Origin of the sequence: Kribbella solani (assembly GCF_014205295.1) — a bacterium.
Taxonomy (GTDB): Bacteria; Actinomycetota; Actinomycetes; order Propionibacteriales; family Kribbellaceae; genus Kribbella; species Kribbella solani.
Genome location: NZ_JACHNF010000001.1, coordinates 6,686,053 through 6,705,425, shown reverse-complemented (window position 1 = coordinate 6,705,425; position 19,373 = coordinate 6,686,053). Strand labels below are relative to the sequence as shown.

Genomic DNA, 19,373 nt, shown 5'->3' with positions numbered 1-19,373 from the left:
GTCCGCCGGTCAATTTCTCTCTCGGTGGGGTGCGTCGTAACCTTCGGTAATGACGCAGCGGGATCTGCGGGTGCTGCCCAAAACACACCTGCATCTGCACTTCTCCGGGTCGATGCGGCATCTGACGCTGGTCGAGCTGGCCGACAAGCATGGCGTCCGGCTGCCGGACGCGCTGCGCACCGAATGGCCACCGGATCTCTCGGCGGCCGACGAACGCGGCTGGTTCCGGTTCCAGCGGCTGTACGACATCGCCCGTTCGGTGCTGCGGACCGAGGACGACGTACGCCGCCTGGTCCGCGAAGCGGCCGAGGACGATCGCGCCGACGGGTCGCGCTGGCTGGAGATCCAGGTCGACCCGTCCGGGTACGCGAACCGTTTCCACGGCATCACCGAGTTCACCGACCTGGTCCTGGACGCCGCCCGGGATGCCGCAGCGTCGACCGGGATCGAGGTCCAGGTCATCATCGCGGCGAACCGCACCCGCCACCCGCTGGACGCGCGGACGCTGGCGCGGCTCGCCGCTCAGTACGTCGGCCGGGGCGTGGTCGGTTTCGGACTGTCGAACGACGAACGCCGGGGCACCACCTCGGAGTTCGCGCCGGCGTTCCGGATCGCGCGGAACGCCGGGCTGCTGGCGGCCCCACATGGTGGCGAACTGTGCGGCCCCGCCACCGTACGCACCTGTCTGGACGAGCTCGGGGCGGGCCGGATCGGCCACGGCGTCCGCGCGGTCGAGGACCCCGATCTGCTGAAGCGAGTGGTCGAGGCGCAGATCGCCCTCGAGGTCTGCCCGGCGTCCAACGTCTCGCTCGGCGTCTACCACCGCCCCGAGGACGTCCCACTCCGCGAGCTGTACGAGGCCGGCGCGCGGATCGCGCTCGGCGCCGACGACCCGCTCCTGTTCGGCTCGCGGCTGGCCGAGCAGTACGAGACCGCCCGCGGCGTGCACGGCTTCACCGACGCCGAGCTGGCCGACCTGGCCCGCGGCTCGGTGCTGGCCTCGACCGCGCCGCCGGACGTGCAACAGGCACTGCTCGCCGAGATCTCCCAGTGGCTAGGGGCTCCGGCGGCCGTACCGGCCTGACACACGCCTGACTCAGGCCGGCCTCGGCGGCGGAATTGGCCCCTTGTCCCACCCTTGGCCGTTTCATAGGATGAAACGAGCAAACTAATTCCACGCCGAGGGCTTACGGGGGCCCACGTAGATAGAGGGTGAGTCCGCTGACTCCGCAAGCCGTTACCAAGGACAGGGTGCAGCCCGGCGAGACCATCGAGGACGAAGGCCGGGTGTACGCGGTGCGCTCGATCGAACGCGTCGTCTCGGTGCTGAACCTGCTGCAGGAATCGATCGACGGCGTCACGCTCAAGGAGGTCGCCGACGCCGCGGATCTGCCCAAGTCGTCGGCGTTCCGCTACCTGTGGACGCTGGAGAAGAGCCGCTACGTCGAGCGCGACACCGACAGCGGCCTGTTCCGGATCGGCCTCGGTTTCCTCGGCATGCAGTCCCGCCACACCGAGGTACTGCGCGAACGCGTCCGCCCTTCGCTGGAACGGCTTCGCGACGATCTGGACGAGACCACCAACCTCGGGCTGCTCGACGGTCACCACGTGATCTACCTGGAGATCATCGAGAGTCGCCGCAGCGTCCGGCTGGCGGCCAGCCGGGGTACGCACGACCCGCTGCACTCGACCGCGCTGGGCAAGGCGATCGCCGCGCACCTGCCCGAGGACCGGGTCCGCGAGCTGCTGTCAGAGGCCGGGATGCCGAGCCGGACCGCCGAGACCATCACCAGCGTCGACGACTACCTGGCCGAGCTGGCGAAGGTGCGCCGGCTCGGGTACGCGGTCGACAACCGTGAAAACGAGCCGGACGGCCGGTGCGTCGCCGTGCCGATCCTCGGCACCCGGCTGCCGGCCGCCCTGAGCGTGAGCGCCCCCGAGGCGCGGTTCTCGATGCGGGACGTGGAGAAAACCGCGCGAACCCTGATCGAGGTCGCCGGCCAGATCACCCTCAGCCCGACCGGAACCGCCTGAATCAGGCGAACGGCATCGGCGTGAAACCCCCGCCCTCAAAGGGATGCAGGCTCGAACGGATACAAAGGTTTGCGCCGATGCCGGTAGTCGAACCGGTCGAGGCCCATCGCGCTGACGCCCTCGGTGTCGACGACGAGCATCCGGGTCGCGATCGGGGCGTACCCGGCCCGCGGTGAGTTGACGCCCTTCGCCACCACGATCCGGTACGACGACGGCGTCACCCCGACCGACAACAGTTGCTGGGAGCTCGTACTCATCACCGGGATCGACGAGATCACCAGCGTGTGCCCGGCGGTGGTGTCGACCACGGCCGTCGGCCCCATGTCGAAGAACCGGAATCCGCCGTGCGTCGGCGTCGGCTCCTCGTACTTTCCGTCCGACACGGCGCGTACCCGACCGGTGATCTGTACCGGGCGCCCCGCCGAGTGCGACTGCCACGCGCCGACCGCGAGGCTCACGGTCGAGTTGACCCCGGATTCGATGCAGTGTTGCGCGGCCTTCGGGTCGCAGATGGTCTGTACGAGCGAGCGCTGCCCGCGCCGGACGGCGGCCTCAAGGATCACCGTCGAGTCCCCCGGCGAACCGCCGCCGATGTTGTCACCGGCATCGAGCAGCACGACCGGTCCGTGCCGGTTCGCGACCGCGATGTCGAGCGCCTCGTCAACCGTCATCCCGGTGGTCTGAAGCGCGTCCCGCCGCGCCCAGATACTGCCGGCCAGCTCATCGGCGGCGCGCTTGGCCTGGTCCGCGTCACCGTCGTGGATCACCACACAGGACATCCCGACCTGCGGCACATCCGCATACGGGAAGCCTTCCACCACGTTCGCGGACAGGATGCCCGGCCGGCCGGCGATCTCGCGAGCCTTCTCGAGCAGTCCGGCCATCGGCTGCTCGCTGGTGTCCTGGCAGGCGATGTTGCAGACCAGCGGCAACGCCACCAGCGCCTGCTCCGGCCGGATTTCGCCACGGATCGTACGAACCACCAGCTCGGTGCACCGGATCGCCTGCTGCTTCGCGTCGACATGCGGATTCGTTTGGTATACCAACGTGACGGTCAACGCGTCCAGCAGGCGCTGCGAGATGTTCGCGTGCAGGTCGAGCACAGTTCCGACTGGTATACCAGGGCCGACCACCGCGCGTACGCGAGCAGCGATCTCCGCGTCCGCATCCGCGTGGTTCTCCGCGACCGCCGCGCCGTGCAGGTTGAGCAGTACGCCGTCCCACGGGCCCTGGTCGCGCAGCATCCCGATCATCTCGTCGACGAGCCAGTCGAAGGCATCCGCGGCGATCCGTCCGGTCGGTGTCACGAACGCGAACATCAGCGGTACGACCTCGACGCCCTGCTCCGCCGCGCCGGCCAGGAAACCACCGTTGGTGGTGGACGAGGTCGCGTACGCCTCGACGATCTCGCCGCCGCGCCACACGCCGCCGTTCTGGAACATCGCGCGATCGGCGCGGACCGGGGAGAACGTGTTGGTTTCGTGGTACAGCCCGAGGAGTGCCAATCGCATCGTCTACCGCTCCACCTTCAGCGCCCACTCGCCGAGCGTCTTGTCGAACCGGGTCAAGGCAACGTCGAGCTCACGTGGTCCATGCGCTCCGGACACGTACCAGATGCCACGGCCCGCAAGCCAGATCCCATTGTCCACCAGGGCAGCCGCCAGCCTTTCGTACCGCGCCAGGTCGAGCTTTTGCAGCGAACGATAGTCAGTCACATCCGCATCGCCGAACGACATGTGGAACGCCGCCGGCAGACCGGCAACCCGCAGCTGTACGTCATGTTTTGCAGCGATGTCGCGCAGCCCGGCCATCAACGCCAGCCCGTGTTCCTCCACCGATGCGTACGGCGGTCTGTCGCGCAATGTGGTCAGTGTCGCCGTGACTGCTGCCATTGCCATCACGGACGCGTTGAACGTACCGGAGTGGTTGACCGCGCCCGTACTGAGCTGACTCATCAGATCGGACCGACCGACCAGAGCGGCGACCGGATACCCACCAGCGAACGCCTTGCCGTACGTAGCGAGGTCAGGCGTCACGCCGTACCGTTGCGCCGCGCCACCGAGGCCGACCCGGAAACCGGAGATCACCTCGTCGAAGATCAGCACCACCCCGTACCGGTTGCACAGCTCCCGCACGGTCTCCAGGTAACCGGGTTTCGGCTCGATCACCCCGGTGTTGATCATGATCGGTTCCATGATCACCGCGGCCAGCCGCGACCCGTACTGCTCGAACTGCGCGGTCAACAGCTCCGCGTCGTTCCACGGCAGGATGTGGCACGGCCGCAGGTTGTCGGCGACCTGCCCGTCACTCGCGACACCCCAGTCCCCACCGCGCTCGCCGACCAGGATGTTGTCGACCCAGCCGTGGTAATGCCCTTGAAAACGGACGATCTCGGTCCGTCCGGTAGCAGCCCTGGCAACCCGCAACGCCGCCTGAACCGCCTCGGTCCCACTGGTCGAGAACCGCACCATCTCCGGCCAGCCGGCCACTTCACACACCAACTCGGCCGCCTGGACCTCCAGCTCGTGCTGTCCCCCGTACAGCAAACCGCCTTCACACGCGGCCGAAACGGCCTGCACCACCGCATCCGGCGCATGCCCGAGAAAGTTCGGCCCCTGACCGAGCAGGTAGTCCACATAGTCACGCCCGTCGACACCGAACAACCACGCCCCCTTCGCGGACCGAATGAACGGATGCGGCCCCCGAAGCCGAACGTTGGAGTGCACCCCACCCGGAGCCCGCACCAGCGCCCGAGCCCGCAACCCCTCCGAACCCACATCGAGCCGGAGCTGTTCTGTCGTCATAGCTATCCCCCAACAGTTTCACTGAATGAAATGACCGTGCTATTAATTTCAACGCTACGGTCGCACGCAGCCCTGGTCAAGGGCGGCGCGTTACACCGACAAACCCTCAGTCACCGTCGCGCCAGGGCAGGCAGGGGCGAGACGGTGGAGTCGCGTCGGCTCAGTAGGCCGTCAAGCCGCCGTCGACGTAGATCGTCGAGCCCGTGACGGCGCCGGCCTCGCCGGACACCACCCAGGCGACCGTGGCCGCGACATCGGTCGGCACGATCGGGCGCCGCAGGGGGGTCACCTTGCCCCACGCCACGGCCCGGTCGGCCAGGTATTCGGCCGCGCGGCTTGTCTCCGTCTCGACGTCGCCCGGGGCCACGCACACAACGCGTACGCCGAGGCGCGCCAGGTCGTACGCCAGGGCTCGCGTCAGGCCGTCCAGTCCCGCCTTGCTCGCCACGTACGCCGCGGCGTCGGCTTGCGCCTGGCGCCCCGCGATCGAACCGATGTTGACGACCACGCCACCGCGGCCCGTCAACTGTGGCAGTGCCTCGCGGACCAGCCGCAGCGGCGCCTTGAGATTGACATCGATGACCTGGTCGATCCGCTCGTCGGTGAACTTGCCCAGGGCATCGACGGCGGCAGGGCCGGTCACGCCGGCATTGTTGACCAGGACATCCAACGCGCCGAACTCCGCGACGCACGCCTCGACCGCCCGCGCGCACTGTTTCGCGTCGCTCAGGTCGTGCGCGCCGATCCGAAGGCGCGCGAGCCGTGACGCCAGTCGCAGCTGATGCTCGGCCGCGACCACTTCGTCCTCGGTGCGCTGGACGACGTACACGTTCATCCCGTCGGCCAGCAACCGATCGGTGATCGCGCCGCCGATTCCGGTCGAGCCACCGGTTACAAGAGCCGTACGCTGCGCCACTGGTCACGCGTCCTGGTCGAGGACAGCCCGCAAGGCTGACTTTGGAACTGCCGTTTCAAAGTCAGCTTGGCAGCGGCACGACCGATCCGTCAATCAGCGACACGAGCTCCCACCGCGTCGATCCAGTCATCGACGTGCTGGGAGACCCGGCCGACTTCGACGGTCGGCAGGCGGGACGCGTCCGGGGCGAAGCGGCCGAGGTCCTTCCAGCCGGCGCCGGTGAGGATCAGCAGCGGGCGGGCGTCCGCTCGCAGCCGGCCGCGGTCCGCGTCGGCGAGCGCCGCCGCGACCGTCGCGGCCGCCGCCGGCTCAACGAACACGCCCTCCGCCGACGCCAGCCAGCGCTGCGCGGCCAGAATGTCCTCGTCGTCGATCGCGGTCCCCCAGCCCTGCGAACCGGCCACCGCCTCGACCGCCGCCTCGCCATCGGGCGGGCGCGGCAACTGCAAGGCGGAGATACCGGTCGTACTGCCTTCGACCGTCACCGCCGGGAGCTGCCCATCCAAGTACCTGACGACGGGCGCGCATCCCGTCGGCTGACATGCGATCAGCCGCGGCGCCAAACCACGATCGGCCATCCCACGGGCCAGCGCTACCAGCAATCCGCCGCCACCCACCGGCGCGTACACATGGGTTGCATCGGGCAGTTGCTCCGCTAGCTCGTACGCGATCGTGTCGATGCCGCGCATGCCGTCCGGATTGAACGCGTGCAGCGTGACGCCCAGGTAGAGCTTGTGCCTGGCCGCCGCCTCCCGTACCTGATCGAACATCGCACCATCGACCTCCGGCCGCCCGGCCCCGTCGACGCGTACGACCTGCAGCGCGCCGGCGCCGAAGGCCAGCAGCGGCAACGACTTCTCCGGCGGCACCGATCCGGCCAAGCACAGGAACCCAGGAATCCCGGCCCGCGCGCCGTACGCCGCCATCGCCATCCCCGCGTTGCCCGACGACGTCGCGACCCAGCCGCGATACCCCCGGCTCCGCGCGAGCGACATCGACAACGCCGCCACCCGATCCTTGTACGAGCCAGTCGGATTCGCCGTCTCCAGCTTGGCGGCCACCGACCGTACGCCGAGCCGGCGCGCCAGCACCGGCAGGTCGACGACCGGCGTATTTCCCTCGCCCAGACAGACGGTTTCACTCGTCTCCGGCAGGTCGCCCGTGAATCGGTTCAGCACACAAGACGTCATGGTCCCTCACACTCGCCGGCGGACACGAACAGGACATCTCCGGGCATCACCCGCGCCTGCCTCCGGAGGAACATCAGTACGCCGGCGCGGGCGGCCCGGATCACCTCGAGAAGCCGGCCGTCGTACCCGTACAGGCGACCCACTTCGCCGCCGGCCGGGACGAGATCACCCGCGGCCGCGGTGGTCGAGAACAACCCGGCCCGGGTCGAGGTGACCCCCGCATCCAGATCCCCCGATCCCCGAACCCACCGCGGCACCACCGGCTCACCCCGTGGCGGCAGCATGTCCAGGTCGGACAGCACGGCGAGGACACCAGTCACGTACGCGTCGAGGTCCGCGCTCCGGACGCCGCCACCGCCGCCGCACTCGGCGTAGATGGCCGGAATCCCGCGCTCCTTCGCGGCCGTCAGACTGCGTCCCGGCGGCCAGGTGTCATGCAGCCAGATCGTCGGCGCCCCGAACGCCCGCGCGGCCCGCAGCCCGCGCTCGTCCGGCCCCACCCCACAGAACAGCGGCATGCTGTACCGCACCCCCGCCGAGTGCAGATCGATCAGCAGATCCGCCCCCTCGATCACCGCCGCCGTGATCCCGTCGGCCAGCGTCTCGGTCGGCGCACCTTCCCGCTCCCCCGGAAAGGACCGAGCCAGATCCGCGTCATCCTCCGGCGTACGCCGGCAACGCGCCGCCCAGGCAGCCGGGTTGGCCGGCGCGACCGCCCGTACCACCCCCCGAAACCCCACCCCCTCCAACTCCCGAAGCACCCGCCAAACCGCGAGCACCCCCTCGTCCTCGTCCCCGTGCACACCCCCCAGCAACGCCACCGTAGGCCCCTCGCCACCCCCCTCCAGGGTGACCATCACCGCCCCACCCACCAACACCTCACGCCCCAACCAAACCTCACCCACAGCCGGCAAGTTCCCACCCCTTCCAGTTGGACGAGAAAACGAAACTCCCGTTCCAATATAGGGGTCAGCAACGCATCCGGGAACCTGTCGTTCCGGCGGCTAGCCCTCGCCCCGCGCCTGGGCAAGTTCGAGTGGCCGGCCGATGTCCTGCCACTGCTCCCGTATCGGCCAGAGGCCGACCGGCCAGCCCTGCTTGAGGCACTGATCCAGCAACTCGGTGATGGGGAACAGCCGGTCATCCGGGATCTTCGAGATCAGGTCCGGATCGAGCACGTAGATGCCCGCGTTCACCGGCCACGACGGGGCAGGCTTCTCCAGGATGCGGGCCAGCCGGCCGTTCGCCTGCTCCAGTACGCCGAACGGCACCTGATGCCGGTACTGCGTCGTCGCGACCGTGGCAACGACGTCTTCACTCGAATGTGCGTCCAGCAGTCCCCCGACGGAGAAGTCCGTCAGCAGGTCCCCGTTCATCACCAGCAGCGGCTCGGTGATCTCGCCGTACTGTTCCAGCAGCCGAAGCGAACCACCGGTGCCGAGCGGGACCGTTCGTTCCTCCCGGAGGTAGTCGATCCGGCAACCGAACGCCGAACCGTCACCGAAGTGCTGCTCGATCAGCTCACCGAGATAGTTGACCGAGATGAAGATTCGGCTGATTCCCCAGCCGACGAGGTGCAGTACCAGCCGCTCGAGGATCGGCCGGCCGGCCACCGGCAGCATCGGCTTCGGCACGTCGTCGGTCAGCGGCGCGAGCCTGGTGCCACGGCCGCCGGCCATGATGACCGCGCTGTTGTACCGCCGGCGGATGCCGGCGACCGCGCGTTCGGTGTGCACCTGGACGATGCGGCCGTCCGCGTCGACCGCCGGCAACTCGCGAACCCCGAGCGCGTGCATCAGATCGAGTACCTCCGCGCGGCCGGTGCCCGGCTTGGTCGAGACCCCGGCGTCCTGCATCAACGGGTACGACGACGACTCGAGGCCGGCGCCGTCGAGCAGGGCCCGGCGGATGTCGCTCTCGCTGACCGCACCCAGCAACCGGCCGGCCGCGTCGACAATGAACGCCCGCGACGAACCGGCCAGTTCGATCGCCTGCAGCGCCGAACGGATCGAATCCTGCCGATCGATAAGCACCTCGTCAACACGCATTGTGTCCTCACCTAAACGAATGCCGGAAGAATTCCTTGTTCATAAGCGGTTGTGAGTGTCGGAGCGGCGGCGTCGCGGTCCGAGAGGCAGATTCTCAGAATGGTTCCGGCCGGGCCTTTCGCCGGCCAGTCGATTCCCAGTCGCGGGTCGAGTGGGGTGATCGCGTGCTCGCGTTCCGGGGCGTACTGAGTTGAGCACAAGTAGGCGATGACCGACTTCTCGGTCAGTGACATGACCGCGTGCCCGAGCCCTTCGGAGAGGTACACCGCACTGCGGCCGACGCCTTGCAGAACAGCCGAATCCCAGCGCCCGAACGTCGGCGAACCAACGCGCAGATCGACGACGACATCCAGCACCTCGCCGGCCAGGCAGGTGACGTACTTGGCCTGGCCGGGCGGTGTGCCGGTGAAATGAATGCCACGGATCACGCCGGCCGCGGAAATGGCGCAATTGACCTGCCCGACCTCGATCTCATGCCCGACGGTGGCCCGCATCAGATCCTGCTGGAAAGGCACCAGAAATGTACCGCGCTGATCGTCGAAACGCCGTGGCATGAACTTCCAGGCACCGCTGATCAGCATCGGCTCGACGGCCGGATCGTCCCGCATGCGACCTCCGTGGGTACCGGACGGAAATCCGGAATCAGCTGATCGATTCGAGGATCTTGACCGCGCCGGCGGTGCCGTCCTCGGCCCGGACCAGCTGTCCGAGCTCGTCCGCGCGCTCGGCCATCCGGCTATCGGTGATCGCCCGCGAGATCGCGCCGGTGAGGCCCTCGACGGTCAGGTCCCGGTGCGGCTGCGGGAGCGGTGCGACCCCACGCGCGTGCAGTTGCCGGGCGTAGAACCACTGGTCCGGTGAGATGAACGGGCAGGCGACCTGCGGCCGGCCGGCCGCGAGCGCGTACCCGATGGTGCCGTTGCCGCCGTGATGCACGATCGCCGCCATCCGCGGGAACAGCCAGTCGAACGGTGCCTCAGGCAAATAGAAAGTGTCGTTCCCGAGTACGGCCGGATCGATCGCGCCCCAGCCGCCGACGACGACGGCGCGCACACCGGCGCGACGAAGCGCCTCCGCCACGAGGTTGCCCAGGCGGCGCGGGTCGGTCAAGCCGGAGCTACCGAAGCCGACGTAGACAGGTGGGTCGCCGCGGTCGAGAAAGGCGGTCAGCTCCTCGGGCGGACGCCAACCGTCCGCAGCGGGCAGCAGCCAATGCCCCGTGGTGTGTACGTTGTCCGGATAGTCGAGCGGCTCCGGCAGGACATGACGGGTGAAACACTGCAGCACGGTGGCCGGTCGGCCGTCCGGGCGCACCAAGGAGTCGCGATGATCCCGTCGCCGCGCCAGGCCGAGCGTCCGGCGTCGCCACCGACCCATGCCGGGGAACAGCGTTCGCAGATAGAAGCCCGTCCAGGCGTACGTCGCGGGGTTGCACACCCGCGGCGCCCGGAACGGAAAGTACGGGTTGGCGAAGGCGTTCGTCGGTACGTAAGACGGATGCATGCACACCGGGATCGACGGAACTCCCAGTGCTTCCGCGATCTGGTGTCCGGGGAGGCCGGCATGATGCAGAACCACATCGGGCCGGCTGTCGAGCGCGCGGGCGAAGTCGTCGAGCATGCCGTCCAGCTCACGCCTGGCGCTGGGGATGAACTGCATCGGCACACCGATACCGTGCAGGCGCCGCACATCGGGCGCGACCGCCATGTCACGGGCGCGGTCGGCGAACGGAATCAGGTTGGTGGTGTACGGCCGAAGCAGCGCGTCCGAGGTGCCCGGCGCACCGACGGTCACCTCGTGCCCGGACTCTTCGAGCAGCTTCGCCAAGGCGGCGAACGGCTGCACGTCACCACGGCTGAAGTGCGTGAGCATCAGCACCCTCATCGAATCGGCTCCAGCGGGTCCAGCCCTGGCGATGCCGCACAGGCAACCGCGACGACGTAGTCGCCGTACTGCGAAGTGGACAGCTTCCGGCCGAGCGCCAGACACTCCTCCGCGCTGATGTATCCCATCCCGAGCGCGATCTCTTCGAGGCACGCGATGCGTACGCCGGTCCGGTGCTCGAGCACCTGGACGAACTGTGATGCCTCCAGCAACGATTCGTGCGTTCCGGTGTCCAGCCAGGCGAACCCACGGCCGAGATTGACCAGCTTCGCGCGATCACTGCGCAGGTAGGCGGAGTTGACGTCGGTGATCTCCAGTTCGCCCCGCGCCGACGGCTTGAGTTCGCGCGCGATGTCGACGACCTGGTTGTCGTAGAAGTACAGCCCGGTGATGGCGAGATTCGACTTGGGCTCGGCCGGCTTCTCCTCGATCGACACCAGGCGCCCGTCGGCGTCGACCTCGCCGACTCCGTAGCGGCGGGCGTCGTTGACCGGGTAGCCGAACAGCACGCAGCCATCGAGATCGGTCAGCTCCCGCCGCATCAGGCCGGAGAACCCCTGGCCGTGGAAGATGTTGTCCCCGAGTACGAAGCCGACGTCGTCGTTGCCGATGAACTCGCGTCCGATCAGGAATGCTTCCGCGAGCCCGTTCGGGCTGGGCTGTTCGGCGTAGCTGAGCCGGATTCCGAACTGATCGCCGGAGCCGAGCAGCCGCCAGAAGTTCGGCAGGTCCGACGGCGTCGAAATGATCAGGATGTCCCTGATGCCGGCCAGCATCAGTACGGACAGCGGGTAGTAGATCATCGGTTTGTCGTAGACGGGCAGTAGTTGCTTCGAGACGGCCGAAGTCACCGGGAAGAGACGCGTCCCGCTACCACCGGCCAGCACGATGCCCTTCATGCGAATCGCCTTCCGTGGCTCGGATTTCCTTGCTATCGATGCTGCCTTCCGGACGCCTTCGCCGCCAGAGTCGCATTCAGCCGACCGAATCAGTGCCGCGCGCGCGGCGGTCGTAGCGTCCGGATCGCCGGCATCGCGGCGGCCAGAGCAGTTCGCCAGTGCCGCATCGGCGGCAGTCCGGCGCGCTGCCAGCCGGCGTGGGACAGCACCGAGTACGCGGGTCTGGCCGCACCTTGAAAGCGATCCGAGGTGGTGGGGCGGACGCGGGCCGGATCCTGCCCGATGGCCGCGAAGACGGTCCGGGCGAGCTCGAACCGGCTTGCCGAACCGGCGTTCGTCGCATGGTAGATGCCGGCCGGCGCATCGATCCGCGCGACCTCGACGATTCGCTCGGCGAGATCGCGGGTCCAGGTTGGCTGCCCGATCTGATCGACCACGACGTCCACCTGGTCGCGTACTTCGGCCAGCTGCTGCATGGTGGTGACGAAGTTGTTGCTATACGCACCGAACAACCAGGCGGTACGCAAGATCACCCCGCTTCGCGGCAGCTGCTCCATGACAACCCGCTCGGCTTGTGCCTTCCCTTTGCCGTACACGGAGATCGGCCGCACCGGCGCGTCTTCGGCGTACGGTTCCGTCGCCTTCCCGTCGAAGACATAGTCGCTCGAAAGGTGGATCATCCGCGCCTTGTGCACCTGACATGCGTACGCGACATTCGCGGCACCAGCCACGTTGACCGCCATCGCGGCCGCGGGCTCCGTCTCGGCGCGATCGGCGTTCACCCAAGCTGCCAGGTGTACGACGATGTCCTGCCCCGCCACCGCATCCAGCACCGCGGACCTGTCGGTGACATCAAGCTCGTGTCTCCGCAATGCCAAGGTGTTCGCCGCGGGCAAGAGCGGCACCAACTCCTGCCCCAGCCGGCCGCCCGATCCGGTCACCAGCCAGCGCACCATGAGCGCCTCCTGTCAGGTATCAGCGCGCCAGATCCGCCGAGTGTTTGAGGGGTTCCCACCAGGAGCGGTGGTTTGTGTACCAGCGGACTGTTTCGGCGAGGCCGGTGGTGAAGTCGATGGTTGGCCGGTAGCCGAGTTCGGTGCTGATCTTGGTGATGTCGACGCTGTAGCGGCGGTCGTGGCCCTGGCGGTCCGGTACGTGTTCCACCCTTGACCAATCGAGGTTCAGAGCGTCCAGGAGGCGGCCGACGAGGGCGTGGTTCGTCAGCTCCGTGCCGCCGCCGATGTTGTAGATCTCGCCGGCGCGGCCGCGTTCGGCGACCAGCTGGATGCCGCGGCAGTGGTCGTCGACGTGCAGCCAGTCACGGACGTTGCGGCCGTCGCCGTACAACGGGATCGGCCGCCCGTCGAGCAGGTTGGTGACGAACAGCGGGATGGCCTTCTCCGGGTACTGGTGTGGGCCGTAGTTGTTCGAGCAGCGGGTGATGCACACCGGAAGCCCGTACGTACGATGAAACGCGCGCGCGAGGTGGTCCGAAGCGGCTTTCGACGCCGAGTACGGCGAGTTGGGTTCGAGTGTCTGTTCCTCCGTCGACGCACCGGAATCGACCGAGCCGTAGACCTCGTCGGTGGAGACATGGACGAACTTGTCCACCCCGGCGTCGAGCGCGGCCCGCAGCATCGTTGCCGTGCCGAGCACGTTCGACAGCACGAAGTCGGCCGAGCCGAGGATCGAGCGGTCGACGTGGGACTCGGCCGCGAAGTGCACGACGAGGTCGGCGCCGGTCGTCACGTCGGCCGCGAGGCTCGCGTCGCAGACGTCGCCGCGTACGAAGCGCAACCGCGGATTGCCCGCGACCTGGGCGAGATTGGTCAGATTCCCGGCGTAGGTGAGTTTGTCGAGCACGATCACCTCGGCATCGCGGAGCGCCGGATACGCGCCGGCCATCACCCGCCGGACGTAGTGCGAACCGATGAAGCCGGCTCCACCGGTGATCAGGACTCGCATTGGCGCTCCCCTGCCCGAGTTTCCCAACGGTGCCTGGAGCGTACGGCGATGCGGCGGGTCAACTCATCAGGGCTAGTTACACCGCACTCCTTAGGCGGACGGGGCAACCTGCACCTTGGGAGCGCATGTTCCGGCTACTTTTCCACCATTGCAAAGGATCTCGGCCACCTGATCCAGCGCGACGGTGCCGGCGATCATCGGGTGGACATCGACACCATTGCTTTGGAGCAGGGTGATCGCATCGTCGATGCAGGCCGATCCACCAAGGACGCCGATCGCGCTGATGTCGTTGAGAACAAGGCGATTCACGTCCAGCACGCCCGGCTCCGGCGCGACGCCGAGCAATGCGAGTACACCGCCTGGAGCGATGTGATTCATGGCTTGGCCAGGCACCGTCGTGCTTCCGGTCGCGTCGATGACGCTGACGAACTGACGGCCACCCAGGTCCTCGGGCCGTACGACATCGTCGAAGCCAAGGCGCCGCGCCAGGTCCAGCTGCTCGGCAACAACACCGGCAACGCAAACCGAAGCACCCAAAGCACGGGCGAATTGCGCCGCGAGCAGTCCGAGCGTGCCCGTACCCCAAACGAGTACCGCAGCGCCGTCACGCACCCGCGCTGCCCGCACCCCGCGCAACGCGCAGGAGCCCGGTTCGATGAACGCCCCCACCGCCGCCGACATCGACGGCGGCAGCTTGTGCACCGCGATTTCCGGTACGGCGATCCGCTCGGCCAAGGCGCCCGGCAACCCGTCCCGTACACCGATCTCGTCATGCACCGGACAAAGATGATGCCGACCGGTACGGCAGAGTTCGCACGTACCGCAGCCGACGAACGTGTCGCCGGTGACGCGATCGCCGGGCTGGACGGACGTCACCTCGGGCCCGATCTCGCGAACCGTCCCGGCCCACTCGTGCCCGGGGCGGACCGGGTACGTCAGCAGTCCTTGGCGGAAGTACGGCATCGTCCCCGCGAACAGCTCGACGTCCGTTCCGCACAGACCCACGGTTTCGACGTCGACGACCACGCGGTTTCCGGTCGCCTTCGGTTCCGGTACGTCGCGAACCGATCCCGACCCCGGACCGTCGATCACGAACGCTCGCATCAGCTCACCCCACTCGGTCAGTACGTGGCCCGGCCGCCGCTGATGTCATGCACGGATCCGGTGGAGAAGGTGCACCGATCCGAGCACAACCAGGCGATCAGTTCGGCAACTTCATCCGGTTCACCGAGCCGGCCCATCGGGATCCGGTCGATCATGTACCGCAACGTCTCCGGCGCCGTACCGGCATTCATCGGCGTCGAGATCACGGCCGGCGCGATCGCATGCACGAGTACGCCGCTGGTCGCCAGCTCCTTGCCGAGTGATTTCGTCAGCCCGATCACGCCCGCCTTGGCCGCCGAGTACGCGGACAGGTTCGGGTTGCCCTCCTTGCCGGCGATGCTTGCCACGTTCACGATCCGGCCCCAGCCGCGCTCGATCATGCCCGGGATCACCGCTCGGCAGCAGTTGAAGACCCCGGTCAGATCGACCCTGATGACCCGGTCCCACTGCTCGTCGGTGATCTCCCACAACGGCGCGTTCGGACCGACGATGCCCGCGCTGTTGACCAGGATGTCGACCGCGCCGATCGAGCCGGCCGCGTCCGCGACGTCCTTGGCGGACGACACGTCAACGGCGACATCCGCATCCGGAGCCAGGTCCGCGGTCAGGACCCGAATCCCGTCCGCTCGCAATCTGTTCGCGGCCGCGAGACCGATCCCACTGCAGCCACCGGTGACCAGCGCCGTACGCGTCATCCGGCGAACGCCGCCGTCGGCAACCCGGGTACGCCCGGACGAGCCACGAAAAGGTTGCCACCGGCCGCGGAATCCGGCCCCTGCCCGGTGGTGATGACCAGGTGATCGAGCTCCGGACCGGCGAACGCGCAACTGGTCACGTAGCGATCGGGAACTTCGATGGTTGCGAGCAAGGAACCTCCAGGTGAGAAGCGGCGGACAGCGCCACCGCCGAAGAACGCGACCCACAGACAACCCTCGGCGTCCACCGCCATCCCGTCCGGCATCCCGGGGTACTCCGCCGTGTCGATCAGAACTCGTCGAGCCACTGCGTTTCCGGTGCTCGGGTCGTAGTCGAGTACGTCGACGGTCTTGATCGGGCTGTCGATGTAGTACATCCGGCGGCCGTCCGGACTCCAGCCGAGCCCGTTGCTGATCGAAACCCCGGTCAGCACCGTCGTACGCGTCCAGTCCGCCGAGATCCGGTACAGACTGCCGGTCCGCGGACTCGCGTCATCAGCCATCGTGCCGACCCAGAGCCGCCCGTACGGATCGCACTTCGCGTCGTTGGTCCGCATCCAGGAGATGTCCTCGTCGATCAACATCCCCAGCCGAAGATCATCCCCCGCCAACGTCGCCACCCCCCGCCGGCACGCGACGACCGCACCACCCTCCACCCGCGGAATCACCGCACTCACCGCTTCCCCGGCATCAACCCGCTCGAGCCGCCGGTCCGCCCACCCGTACGAAAAGATCGTGCCGCGCGGAATGTCCACGAACCACAGCCGCCCCGTACGCCCATCCCAGCAAGGCCCTTCCAGAACCTCACCCCCAACCCGAAGCAGCCCCTCACACCCAAGCCCCTGATCCGCCACTCCACTCATCCAAGATCCTCCGACCGATCACCCAACTCCACTTCCCGCACCGGACTCCGCGGCGCAATGCTGATCCCCAGCCCAGGAGCCCGGCTCAGTTCGATGTACCCGTCAACCGCCTTCGGCTCCCCCTCGAACAACAGATGCGGCATCTCGTTGCCGACCAGCGGTTCAGGATTCACCGGGAAGTACTCCGCCATCGGACAGGCGGGCTGCGATGCCACCAAGTGATAATTGTGGACCTGCCCGGCGTGCGGCATGAGTGGGATGCCCGCGGCCTCGGCGAGCGCGCTCACCTTCCGCGCTGCCGTCAGACCACCGACCCGGTTCACATCAGGCTGGACGATGTCGACCGCGCCGCTGGTGATCAGCTGGTAGAAGGCGGGCAGCGTCGACTCGTGCTCGCCTGCCGCGATCGGGATAGGACTCGCCGCCCGCACTGCCTGGTAGCCGGCGATGTCGTCGGGCAACAGCGGCTCCTCCAGCCAGCGCAGGTCGTAGGGCTCGAGCAGTCGCACCATCCGCAACGCGTACTCGCGATCCCAGCCCATGTACGCGTCCGCGGCCAGGTCGATGTCGAAGCCGATCGTCTCCCGGACCGCGCGGACCAGTTCGACATTCCGGCTGAGACCGGATCGGCCGTCCTTCGGCCCGTACAGGAACCGCTGTTTCATCGCGCCGAAACCGGCATCCACGTACCTCTTCGCCTCGGCGGCCAGTGCCTCCAGGTCCTCCGTGGGGTACAGCTGGCTCGCGTACACCTGGGTCCTGGCCGCCTTCAGCCCACCCAGAAGGTCATAAACAGGTACGCCGAGACGCTTCCCCTCCACGTCCCACAACGCGATGTCGACCGCGCTCAAGGCCGCGATTCCCACCCCTCGGCGTCCGAACGGCACGATCGTCCGGTACATCCGCTGCCACAGCGCTTCCCGGTCGGCCGAGCTCTGACCGAGTACCAGCGGTGCCAGCTGCCTGGACACCACCTGGATCGCCAGCCGCGGACTCAACGCGGCATTGCCGACACCGATCTCGCCGGTGGCCAGCTCGACCTCGACCGTCATCCATTCGTGGAACCCGAAAGACCCCTCCGCCGCCGGAGCTCCATCCCAGGCCCGCAGGGGATTCGCGTACATCACCTGGTACGGCCCGCCCGGCGCCTCGAACAGCCGGCACCGCACGTCGACGATCTTCGTCATCGCGGCCCTCCCTCGGGGTGCAGGACCACAAGCCAATCCGCCCAGCTCGGCAGTGGCGTCAGGAAGCCGGCGCCGCCGACCAGGCGGGCCGAGCCGTCGGGCTCCGGCTCGACCACGAACTCCCGTTCCACGGCTCCGGTGACTGGATCGATCAACTCGGCCCGCCACCGGCGGTCGCCCAGCTCGTGGAACCAGATGGCCGAGTACCGGAAGCAGTTGGTGAGGTAGGCGTTCGGAGGGAAGTAGAACACCCGGGGTCCTTCCCGCAGCCCGGCCGCGTACGGGAGCAGTCGATCGCCGGGGTGCGCCGACGGCGAGAGCCACTCGGGGTGCGGCTCGAACTCGTGCCAGGGCAACGCTGCCAGCATGCGCCGCCCCAGGCCGAGCTGCCGGCTTCCAGGCAGGTCGGCGGCATCACGCCAGTGCGGCGCGAGTCCGGAGTACAGTCCCGGAACGCTCGAGGTGTTGAACCCCCAGATCCCGTGCGCACCGTAGCTGTGCCCCGCGGCTCCGGAGAGAACATGGCTCCAGAACATGAATCGCTGGATGTCCTGCCAGCTGGAGCCGGCGATCCCCTCGTACGACGGCTCTCCGTTGATCACCGGTTTCGCCGGCCGGTGATCCAGCGCGGCCTGCATCTGGTCGACGGCCGGTGCGAGCGCCTGGTGGCCCTGGTGACCGGTCTGCAGCAGCCAGAAGTCCACCACGCTCTCGTCCTCCAGGAACTCCCACGGCTTGGCGAACGGCACCGAATGGATCGTCACCAGCCGGCCGAACGGATCGGCGGACCGGACGGTCCGAGCCACATCGTTGAGCGTCTTCAACTGATGCTCGATCGTCGCGTGCTCGTGCGCGGCGAGGTCCCGCAAGGCCTCCTCGGTGGTCTCGGCCTCCAGCGCCGACCTCAGCTCCGGATCGTCCACGTCGACCGCCGGCGTCAGCGAGGCTTCGCCGGCCAGGCACCAGACAACCGGGTACGCCGCCCAGCGCGCGATCATCTCCCGCCAGTGCCGGGCCAATTGGCCGCTGTCCATCAGCTCGTAGTAGTGCCCCCAAGCACCCACGATGCACGGTACGAGGCCCTGGTCGGCAAGCGCTGCGATCCGGTGATCCGCCTCGTCGAACCACTCGGGGTTCGGTGCACCCGCCTCCTCGTCCCACACCCACCCGCTCCGGCTCCGCGCCGCGGCAGCCTGCGGCAGGCTTTCCGGATAGAGGCCGGCCACGATCTGGATGACCGAGAAACCCTGCTCGGCGCGGGCAGCGGCGAACTCACGAAACTCGGTGAGCTGCAGCCGCTCGGCGAATCCGTACCACCAGGTGTCGGCGAGCCAGAAGAACGGTGTCCCGTCGGAGTGTTCGAGATGCCGCCCGTCCGGTGCGATCCGCAGCGGCCCGCGCGCCGCGAGTCTCTGCTGATCCGGCCGCGCGGTCACGTCGATCGTCCCGGCGACGCCGGCCAGGTTCGGCACCGTGGGGGTTCCCACCTCGTAGTGATGTGTCCCCGCCGCGAGCGACGAGTAGCGGACTTTCCACTCACCGCCCGACGCGAACGCCGGCACCACCAGCCGCCGGCCGTCCGGTTCGGTGAACCACACATCGACCAAGCCGTCACTGTCCGCGACCGGTCCGAGCCGGATCTCGGTCACCTCACCGCCGTCGGCCTGGATGTCAGCCATGGCATCACCTTTCAGTCAAAATGAAATCGCGGTTTCATTTGGCAGAATAGGGTGGCCCCGCGACCCATGCAAGCGCGGCCGGGCGTGGGACACGGCGGTGGCGAA

Annotated in this window: 18 protein-coding genes; 2 read left to right on the top strand and 16 right to left on the bottom strand. The window is 68.1% G+C overall.

The genetic code is table 11. The features are described 5' to 3' along the window. Positions 1–49: 49 nt before the first annotated feature. Together HDA44_RS31000 and HDA44_RS30995 are read left to right on the top strand one after the other, a co-directional pair. Positions 50–1,084 carry an adenosine deaminase gene (locus HDA44_RS31000; protein WP_184840484.1) on the top strand — a complete coding sequence of 345 codons (1,035 nt, stop codon included), beginning with the start codon at positions 50–52 and terminating at the stop codon, positions 1,082–1,084. Between the two features lie 128 nt (positions 1,085–1,212). Continuing rightward, positions 1,213–2,034 carry an IclR family transcriptional regulator gene (locus HDA44_RS30995; RefSeq protein WP_337906628.1) on the top strand — a complete coding sequence of 274 codons (822 nt, stop codon included), beginning with the start codon at positions 1,213–1,215 and terminating at the stop codon, positions 2,032–2,034. A 35-nt stretch (positions 2,035–2,069) separates the two neighbouring features. Here the strand turns inward: HDA44_RS30995 and HDA44_RS30990 are convergent, their stop codons facing one another. The 16 genes from HDA44_RS30990 to HDA44_RS30915 form a co-directional block, all read right to left on the bottom strand. Then, entirely contained in the window at positions 2,070–3,545 is a 1,476-nt protein-coding gene (locus tag HDA44_RS30990; protein WP_184840482.1) for a M81 family metallopeptidase, read from the bottom strand. A gap of 3 nt (positions 3,546–3,548) precedes the next feature. Then, positions 3,549–4,838, bottom strand: coding sequence for an aspartate aminotransferase family protein (locus tag HDA44_RS30985; protein ID WP_184840480.1), 1,290 nt, complete (start codon positions 4,836–4,838; stop codon positions 3,549–3,551). A 160-nt stretch (positions 4,839–4,998) separates the two neighbouring features. After that, positions 4,999–5,754, bottom strand: a complete 756-nt coding sequence (locus HDA44_RS30980) for an SDR family oxidoreductase (RefSeq protein ID WP_184840478.1) — start codon at positions 5,752–5,754, stop codon at positions 4,999–5,001. Positions 5,755–5,843: 89 nt separating this feature from the next. Beyond that, entirely contained in the window at positions 5,844–6,944 is a 1,101-nt protein-coding gene (locus HDA44_RS30975) for a pyridoxal-phosphate dependent enzyme (protein ID WP_184840475.1), read from the bottom strand. Beyond that, positions 6,941–7,765, bottom strand: a complete 825-nt coding sequence (locus tag HDA44_RS30970) for a succinylglutamate desuccinylase/aspartoacylase domain-containing protein (RefSeq protein ID WP_184840473.1) — start codon at positions 7,763–7,765, stop codon at positions 6,941–6,943. The genes HDA44_RS30975 and HDA44_RS30970 overlap by 4 nt, the downstream gene beginning before the upstream one ends. Before the next feature lie 183 nt (positions 7,766–7,948). Next, complete coding sequence (locus HDA44_RS30965) at positions 7,949–8,992, bottom strand: nucleotidyltransferase family protein (protein ID WP_184840471.1); 1,044 nt, start codon at positions 8,990–8,992, stop codon at positions 7,949–7,951. A gap of 11 nt (positions 8,993–9,003) precedes the next feature. Next, positions 9,004–9,600, bottom strand: a complete 597-nt coding sequence (locus tag HDA44_RS30960) for a dTDP-4-dehydrorhamnose 3,5-epimerase family protein (RefSeq protein ID WP_238352590.1) — start codon at positions 9,598–9,600, stop codon at positions 9,004–9,006. Between the two features lie 34 nt (positions 9,601–9,634). Beyond that, positions 9,635–10,876, bottom strand: coding sequence for a glycosyltransferase (locus HDA44_RS30955; RefSeq protein WP_184840469.1), 1,242 nt, complete (start codon positions 10,874–10,876; stop codon positions 9,635–9,637). Continuing rightward, complete coding sequence (gene rfbA, locus HDA44_RS30950) at positions 10,873–11,775, bottom strand: glucose-1-phosphate thymidylyltransferase RfbA (RefSeq protein WP_184840467.1); 903 nt, start codon at positions 11,773–11,775, stop codon at positions 10,873–10,875. The genes HDA44_RS30955 and rfbA overlap by 4 nt, the downstream gene beginning before the upstream one ends. 89 nt (positions 11,776–11,864) lie before the next feature. After that, positions 11,865–12,731 (bottom strand): dTDP-4-dehydrorhamnose reductase, encoded by an 867-nt coding sequence (gene rfbD / locus HDA44_RS30945; protein WP_184840465.1) that lies wholly within the window; start codon positions 12,729–12,731, stop codon positions 11,865–11,867. Between the two features lie 19 nt (positions 12,732–12,750). After that, positions 12,751–13,740: a dTDP-glucose 4,6-dehydratase gene (gene rfbB / locus HDA44_RS30940; protein WP_184840463.1), complete on the bottom strand. Its 990-nt coding sequence runs from the start codon at positions 13,738–13,740 to the stop codon at positions 12,751–12,753. 90 nt (positions 13,741–13,830) lie between these two features. Beyond that, positions 13,831–14,844 carry a zinc-dependent alcohol dehydrogenase gene (locus HDA44_RS30935; RefSeq protein ID WP_184840461.1) on the bottom strand — a complete coding sequence of 338 codons (1,014 nt, stop codon included), beginning with the start codon at positions 14,842–14,844 and terminating at the stop codon, positions 13,831–13,833. Positions 14,845–14,861: 17 nt separating this feature from the next. Continuing rightward, positions 14,862–15,539, bottom strand: a complete 678-nt coding sequence (locus HDA44_RS30930; protein ID WP_184840460.1) for an SDR family NAD(P)-dependent oxidoreductase — start codon at positions 15,537–15,539, stop codon at positions 14,862–14,864. Further along, entirely contained in the window at positions 15,536–16,402 is an 867-nt protein-coding gene (locus HDA44_RS30925) for an SMP-30/gluconolactonase/LRE family protein (RefSeq protein WP_184840458.1), read from the bottom strand. The genes HDA44_RS30930 and HDA44_RS30925 overlap by 4 nt, the downstream gene beginning before the upstream one ends. Further along, on the bottom strand, positions 16,399–17,589 hold the full coding sequence (locus tag HDA44_RS30920) for an enolase C-terminal domain-like protein (RefSeq protein WP_184840456.1): 1,191 nt from the start codon (positions 17,587–17,589) through the stop codon (positions 16,399–16,401). The genes HDA44_RS30925 and HDA44_RS30920 overlap by 4 nt, the downstream gene beginning before the upstream one ends. Continuing rightward, positions 17,586–19,268 (bottom strand): apiosidase-like domain-containing protein, encoded by a 1,683-nt coding sequence (locus HDA44_RS30915; protein WP_184840454.1) that lies wholly within the window; start codon positions 19,266–19,268, stop codon positions 17,586–17,588. The genes HDA44_RS30920 and HDA44_RS30915 overlap by 4 nt, the downstream gene beginning before the upstream one ends. Positions 19,269–19,373 lie beyond the last annotated feature (105 nt).

What these genes read in the sequence shown, in the direction of transcription:
- HDA44_RS31000 (WP_184840484.1), top strand. Translation starts at nt 50, where the DNA reads ATGACGCAGCGGGATCTGCGGGTGCTGCCCAAAACACACCTGCATCTG.
- HDA44_RS30990 (WP_184840482.1), bottom strand. Translation starts at nt 3,545, where the DNA reads ATGCGATTGGCACTCCTCGGGCTGTACCACGAAACCAACACGTTCTCC.
- HDA44_RS30985 (WP_184840480.1), bottom strand. Translation starts at nt 4,838, where the DNA reads ATGACGACAGAACAGCTCCGGCTCGATGTGGGTTCGGAGGGGTTGCGG.
- HDA44_RS30975 (WP_184840475.1), bottom strand. Translation starts at nt 6,944, where the DNA reads ATGACGTCTTGTGTGCTGAACCGATTCACGGGCGACCTGCCGGAGACG.
- HDA44_RS30965 (WP_184840471.1), bottom strand. Translation starts at nt 8,992, where the DNA reads ATGCGTGTTGACGAGGTGCTTATCGATCGGCAGGATTCGATCCGTTCG.
- HDA44_RS30960 (WP_238352590.1), bottom strand. Translation starts at nt 9,600, where the DNA reads ATGCGGGACGATCCGGCCGTCGAGCCGATGCTGATCAGCGGTGCCTGG.
- HDA44_RS30955 (WP_184840469.1), bottom strand. Translation starts at nt 10,876, where the DNA reads ATGAGGGTGCTGATGCTCACGCACTTCAGCCGTGGTGACGTGCAGCCG.
- rfbA (WP_184840467.1), bottom strand. Translation starts at nt 11,775, where the DNA reads ATGAAGGGCATCGTGCTGGCCGGTGGTAGCGGGACGCGTCTCTTCCCG.
- rfbD (WP_184840465.1), bottom strand. Translation starts at nt 12,731, where the DNA reads ATGGTGCGCTGGCTGGTGACCGGATCGGGCGGCCGGCTGGGGCAGGAG.
- rfbB (WP_184840463.1), bottom strand. Translation starts at nt 13,740, where the DNA reads ATGCGAGTCCTGATCACCGGTGGAGCCGGCTTCATCGGTTCGCACTAC.
- HDA44_RS30935 (WP_184840461.1), bottom strand. Translation starts at nt 14,844, where the DNA reads ATGCGAGCGTTCGTGATCGACGGTCCGGGGTCGGGATCGGTTCGCGAC.
- HDA44_RS30930 (WP_184840460.1), bottom strand. Translation starts at nt 15,539, where the DNA reads ATGACGCGTACGGCGCTGGTCACCGGTGGCTGCAGTGGGATCGGTCTC.
- HDA44_RS30925 (WP_184840458.1), bottom strand. Translation starts at nt 16,402, where the DNA reads ATGAGTGGAGTGGCGGATCAGGGGCTTGGGTGTGAGGGGCTGCTTCGG.
- HDA44_RS30920 (WP_184840456.1), bottom strand. Translation starts at nt 17,589, where the DNA reads ATGACGAAGATCGTCGACGTGCGGTGCCGGCTGTTCGAGGCGCCGGGC.
- HDA44_RS30915 (WP_184840454.1), bottom strand. Translation starts at nt 19,268, where the DNA reads ATGGCTGACATCCAGGCCGACGGCGGTGAGGTGACCGAGATCCGGCTC.